The organism is Nocardia carnea (genome assembly GCF_029868325.1).
GTDB classification, from domain to species: domain Bacteria; phylum Actinomycetota; class Actinomycetes; order Mycobacteriales; family Mycobacteriaceae; genus Nocardia; species Nocardia carnea_C.
Window position 1 is genome coordinate 1 of record NZ_JARWNW010000238.1, and the last position, 6,150, is coordinate 6,150.

The 6,150-nt window shown below is 68.4% G+C and carries 1 protein-coding gene; it reads left to right on the forward strand.

Annotation, left to right across the window (positions count from 1 at the left end; genetic code table 11):
• On the forward strand, positions 1-6,150 hold a 6,150-nt coding region (locus QH196_RS20740; RefSeq protein WP_280417474.1), incomplete at both ends, for a non-ribosomal peptide synthetase.

The window sequence follows — 6,150 nt, forward strand, 5'->3', positions numbered from 1 at the left end:
CGTGTATGTGCTCGATTCGCGGTTGCGGCCGGTACCCGAGGGTGTGACGGGTGAGTTGTATCTGGCCGGTGATCAGCTGGCTCGCGGCTATGTGACGCGTCCGGATCTGAGTTCTGATCGTTTCGTGGCGAGTCCATTCGATCCGGGTACGCGCATGTATCGCACGGGTGACTTGGTGCGTTGGCAGCGCGTCGACGGCGAACCGGTCCTCGAGTACCTGGGCCGTACCGATTTCCAGGTGAAGTTCCGTGGTCAGCGCATCGAGCTCGGTGAGATCGAGTCGGCGTTCCTGGCGCAGCCGCAGGTGAGCCAGGCCGCGGTCGTCGTCGCGGCCTCGCAGCTCGGCGAGCAACTCGTCGCCTACCTCGTCCCCGCCCCGGGACAGCAGATCGCGCAGACCGCTCTGCTCGATGCTGTGCGCGAGGTCCTGCCGACCTATATGGTCCCGGCGGCCATCGTCGAGTTGGATGAGTTCCCGCTCAACACCTCCGGCAAGCTGGACCGTAAGGCGTTGCCGGAGCCGACGTTCGAGACGCGGGAGTTCCGGGCGCCGTCGACTCCGATCGAGGAGATCGTGGCGGGTGTGTTCGCCGATGTCCTCGGTGTCGACCGTATCGGCGCGGATGACGATTTCTTCGCGCTGGGCGGTAACTCGCTGATCGCGACCCAGGTCGCCGCCCGCGTCGGCCAGGCGCTGGATACACAGGTCCCGGTCCGCATGCTGTTCGAGGCTTCCACGGTATCCGCGCTGGCGGCCGCGGCAGAGATCGCCGGCGACCGTGCCGATCGGCCCGTACTCGCACCGCAGCCGCGGCCCGACCGGGTGCCGTTGTCGCTGGCGCAGCAGCGCATGTGGTTCCTCAACCAGTTCGACCCCGACTCGGCGGCCTACAACATTCCCGTCGCGGTCCGCCTGACCGGCACCCTCGATGTGGCGGCGTTGCGTACGGCCGTCACCGATGTGGTTTCGCGGCACGAAACCCTGCGCACCGTCTATCCGTCCCATGACGGCCGGCCTTACCAGCTGGTGCTGCCGGTCGCGCAGGCCGTACCCGACCTCACGCCGATTCCGGTGGCGGCCGAGGATCTGCGGGCCCGGATCACCGAGGTGATCGCGGCCGGTTTCGAGGTGACCACCGAAATCCCGATGCGGGCGGCGCTGTTCCATCCGGCCGCCGAGGAATACGTGCTGGTTTTCGTGGTGCACCACATCAGCTCCGACGGCTGGTCGATGGGGCCGCTGACCCGCGATGTGATGACCGCCTACGCCGCCCGCTCCGCCGGTGCGGTACCCGAATGGGCGCCGTTGCCGGTCCAGTACGCGGACTACAGCATCTGGCAGCGCGAGGTTCTCGGCTCGGAGGACGATCCGGAGAGCCTGGTCAGCGAGCAGGCGCGGTACTGGCGCCGGGCGCTGGCCGGTTTGCCGGACGAACTGAATCTGCCCGGTGACCGCCCGCGGCCCAGCGTGCAATCGTTCGCCGGTGGCACCGTGCCCTTCCGGATCGATTCCCGGCTGCACCAGGGTGTGACCCGGCTGGCCGCCGAACACAACAGCACGGTGTTCATGGTCGTGCACGCGGCGCTGGCGCTGTTGCTGGCCCGGTTGTCCGGTACCGACGATGTGGCCGTCGGCACCCCGATCGCGGGCCGCGGTGAAGCCGAACTCGACGATGTGGTCGGCATGTTCGTCAACACCCTGGTGCTGCGGTCGCATGTGCGGGGTGAGCTGAGTTTCTCCGAATTCCTCACGGCGACGAAGGAAGCCGATCTCCAGGCGTTCGCGCACGCCGATGTGCCGTTCGAACGACTGGTGGAACTCGTCGAGGTCGAACGTTCCACGGCCCGGCACCCGCTGTTCCAGGTCGCGCTGTCGTTCGACAATCTGCCCGCCGCCGGTTTCGACCTGCCCGGGTTGCGGATCGCCGGTGTCGAATTCGATGTCGACACCGCCAAATTCGATCTGTCGCTGCGGATCGTCGAAACCGAAGCCGGGATGGCGGCGGAATTCTCCTACGCCCGCGATCTCTTCGACGAGCAGACCGTCGGAGTTTTCGCCCGCCGTTTCGTGCATCTGCTGGATGCCCTCGTCCGGACGCCCGACGCCCCGATCGGCGATCTGCCGATCATCGACGATTCCGAATACCGCCTGCTCACCCATATCCATGGTGACGAGGTGATGGCGACCGGGCTGCTGCCGGAGATCCTGCACCACGGTGTCCGGATGAATCCCGACGGTGTGGCGGTCCGGTACCGCGGCCGGTCGGTGACCTACCGGGAGCTGGACGCGGAATCCTCCCGGCTGGCCCGCGTGCTCATCGATCGCGGTGTCGGGCCGGAAAGTATTGTGGCACTGGCCTTCCCGCGCTCCTATGAGATCGTGCTGGCGTTCTGGGCGGTGACCAAGGCCGGTGGTGCGCACCTGCCGGTGGATCCGAACTACCCGGCGGACCGGATGCGGCATATGCTCTCCGACTCCGCCGCCGTACTGGGCTTGACCAGCAGTGAGTTCGTCGACCGCTTGCCCGGTGCTACGCCCTGGCTGCGGCTCGACGATCCGGCCGTGCAGGCGGAGATCGCGGCGAAGCCGGACCATCGGGTCACCGATGCCGAGCGGCTCGCGCCGCTGATGATGTGGCATCCGGCCTATGTCATCTACACCTCCGGCTCCACCGGCCTGCCGAAGGGCGTCGTGGTGACGCATGCGGGTATCGGCGGTCTCGCCGATGTGGCCGCCGATCTGTACCAGCTCGATGCGCGGCACCGGTTCCTGCACATCTGTTCACCGAGTTTCGACCCGTCGGTCCTGGAATGGGTGTGCACGGGTTATGTCGGCGCCACCCTGGTGGTGGTGCCCGGTGAGATCATCGGCGGACCCGACCTGGCCGAACTGCTGCGGTCGGAGGAAGTGACCCATATGGTCATCACTCCGGCCGTGCTCGGCACCATGGACCCGGCGAATCTGGATGCGCTGCAAGTGGTATCCGTCGGCGGTGATGTGACCACACCGGAACTGCTGGCCAAATGGGAGCCGGGGCACCGGTACTTCAACGGCTACGGTCCCACCGAAACCACGATCATCTCCTCGTACGCGCGGCTGTTCCCGGGCGAACACGTCACCATCGGCGACCCGGTGCACGGGATCTCGGCCCTGGTCCTGGACTCGCGGCTGAACCCGGTACCGCCGGGTGTGGCGGGTGAGCTGTATCTGTCCGGTGGTGCGCTGGCCCGCGGTTACCACAACCGGGCCGGCCTGACCGCCGACCGTTTCGTGGCCAACCCGTTCAGTTTCGAGGGTTCGCGGATGTATCGCACCGGCGATGTCGTCCGGTGGTACGCGGCGCCCGGCGAGCGGGCCGGTAACGAGGCCCTGCCTACGGTGCGCTGGGAACTGGACTACGTCGGCCGGTCCGACTTCCAGGTGAAGATCCGCGGTTTCCGCGTCGAACTGGGTGAGATCGATACCGCCCTGGCCGCGCACCCGGATATCGACTACGCGGTGACCCTCGGCCGGGAAACCGCCGCGGGCGCCACGATTCTGGTGTCGTATGTGCTGCCGGTCCGCGGCCACAGCGTGGATACCGGTGCGGTGACCGAGTTCGTCTCCGCCGGGCTGCCCGCACATATGGTGCCGTCGGCGATCGTGGTCCTCGACGAGATACCGCTCACGCCCGTGGGCAAACTGGACCGTAAGGCACTCCCGGAACCGGTGCTGGAGGCGCAGACCTATCGGGCCCCGGTGGGCGAGGCCGAAACCGTGATCGCCGAGGTGTTCGCCGATGTGCTCGGTGTCGAGCGGATCGGTGTCGACGATTCGTTCTTCGCCCTCGGTGGCGACAGTATTCTGTCGATCCAGCTGGTCTCCCGGGCCAAGGCCCGCGGTGTGGCGTTCAGCCCGCGCGATGTGTTCGAGCGACGGACCGTGGCCGGGCTCGCCGAGATCGCCACGGTCGGTGCCGCGGCCGAACAGCGGCTGGCGGAACTGCCCGGCGGTGGGGTCGGCACCATGCCGGTGCTACCGGTCATGTCCCAGATCCTGCACGACGGTGCGCCGTATCAGCGGTTCACCCAGCCCATGATGCTGCGCCTACCGGTCGATATCGATCGCGAGACCCTGGTCGCGACCCTGTCCGCGGTATTCGATCACCACGATGCGCTGCGTTCCCGCCTGGTGCGGCCGGCGGCGGGTGCGCCCGAGTTCGAGGTGCTGGCTCCCGGCGCGATCGCTGTCGACGAGCTGGTGCAGCGGGTCGAGCTCGACGACGAGATCGGCGAAACCGAACTCGCCCGCCTCGCATCCGCCGAATTCGATGCCGCGCTCGGCCGACTGGATCCGGACCGGGCCGTGATGGCGCAGTTCGTCTGGTTCGCCTTCCGCGGCGAACGGCGCGATGTACTGCTGTTCGTGGCGCACCATTTCGTGATCGACGGTGTGTCGTGGCGGATGGTCATCCCGGACCTGGCGCTGGCCTGGTCGCAGCTCGCGGCCGGGCAGGCGGTGACCCTGCCGCCGGTCGGTACCTCGCTGCGCCGCTGGGCGCACGGGCTCGCCGAGGCCGCCGGCGATCCGGAACGCCGCGCCGAATTGCCGTATTGGCAGAAGACCGCCGCCACCCCGGACCCGCTGCTCGGCACCCGGGCGTTCGATCCGGCGATCGATACCAACGCGACCGTCGAACGGTTCGAGGTATCGCTGCCCACCGAGGTCACCGAGGCGGTGCTGACCACCGCCGGCGCCCGGTACCACGGCGGCCCCAACGATGCCCTGCTGGCCGCGCTCGCGCTGGCCCTGGTACGGCTGCGCGGTGACGATCCGTCGGCGGCGGTTCTGGTCAAACTGGAAGGTCACGGCCGCGAAGAGACCGTGGTGCCGGGCGCCGATCTGTCCCGCACCGTCGGCTGGTTCACGGCGGTGCATCCGGTGCGGCTGGAGTTGCCGGGTATCGATCCGGACGAAGCCTTCGCGGGCGGCGCGGCCATGGGTGCGCTGGTGAAATCGGTGAAGGAACAACTGCTCGCGGTGCCGGACAAGGGACTCGGCTACGGCCTGCTGCGCTACCTGAATCCCGAAACCGGCGGCGCCTTGCCCGAACGTGTGCCGGGACAGATCAGCTTCAACTATCTGGGTCGCGTCTCCGCTGGTGAGATCCCCGCCGAAATGGCCGAACTCGGCTGGCTGCCGACCGCCGATCTGGGCCCGGTGGATGCGGACGCGGATCGTGATATGCCCGCCAACGCGGTGCTCGATATCAACGCCATCGTCAATTCCGGCGCCGACGGCCCGGTATTGAGCGCGTCCTTCGCCTACCCGAGCGGACTGCTCACCGAGGCGCGGGCGCGGGAATTCGCCGACCTCTGGGTGGCCGCGCTCACCGCGCTCGCCGACCATGTCCGCCGGCCCGACGCGGGCGGTTTCACTCCGTCCGATATGTCGCTGGTGCGGGTGGCGCAAGGCGATATCGAACGGTGGGAGGACAACTACCCGGCGCTGTCGGAAGTGTGGCCGCTGTCGCCGCTGCAGGCCGGTTTGTTGTTCCATGCCCAGTTCGTACGGGACGGGCACGATGTCTACACCATGCAGGCGTCGGTCGCCCTGGCCGGCGTCGTGGATCCGGCGCGCCTGCGCCGCGCCGCCGAGGCGATGATCGGCCGGTTCCCGAATCTGCGGACCGCGTTCGTCGCCGATTCCGACGGCCAATGGGTGCAGCTCGTGCTGGACTCCGTGCCGGTGCCGTGGCGCGATATCGACCTGCGTGATCTGCCGGAACCGGAACGTGCCGAAGCGCTGGACCGGTTGCTGGCCGCGGACCAGGCAGATCATTTCGATATGTCGGCCCCGCCGCTGATCCGGTTCCACCTCGTCCGGCTGGCCGAGGACGAATGGCAGCTGGCGATCACCACCCACCACATCCTGCTCGACGGCTGGTCCATGCCGCTGCTCATGCGGGAGCTGCTGGTGCTGTACGCGGTGGGGGGGGGGGGGGCCGCCCCGGCGCGCGCGGGGGGGGGGGGCGGGGCCGGCCCGGACTTCCTTCTCGGGGGTTCCGCCCCCGCGGGGGGGGGGGGGGGCGTCGCCCGCCCCCACCGCGTACAGCACCAGCAGCTCCCGCATGAGCAGCGGCATGGACCAGCCGTCGAGCAGGATGTGGT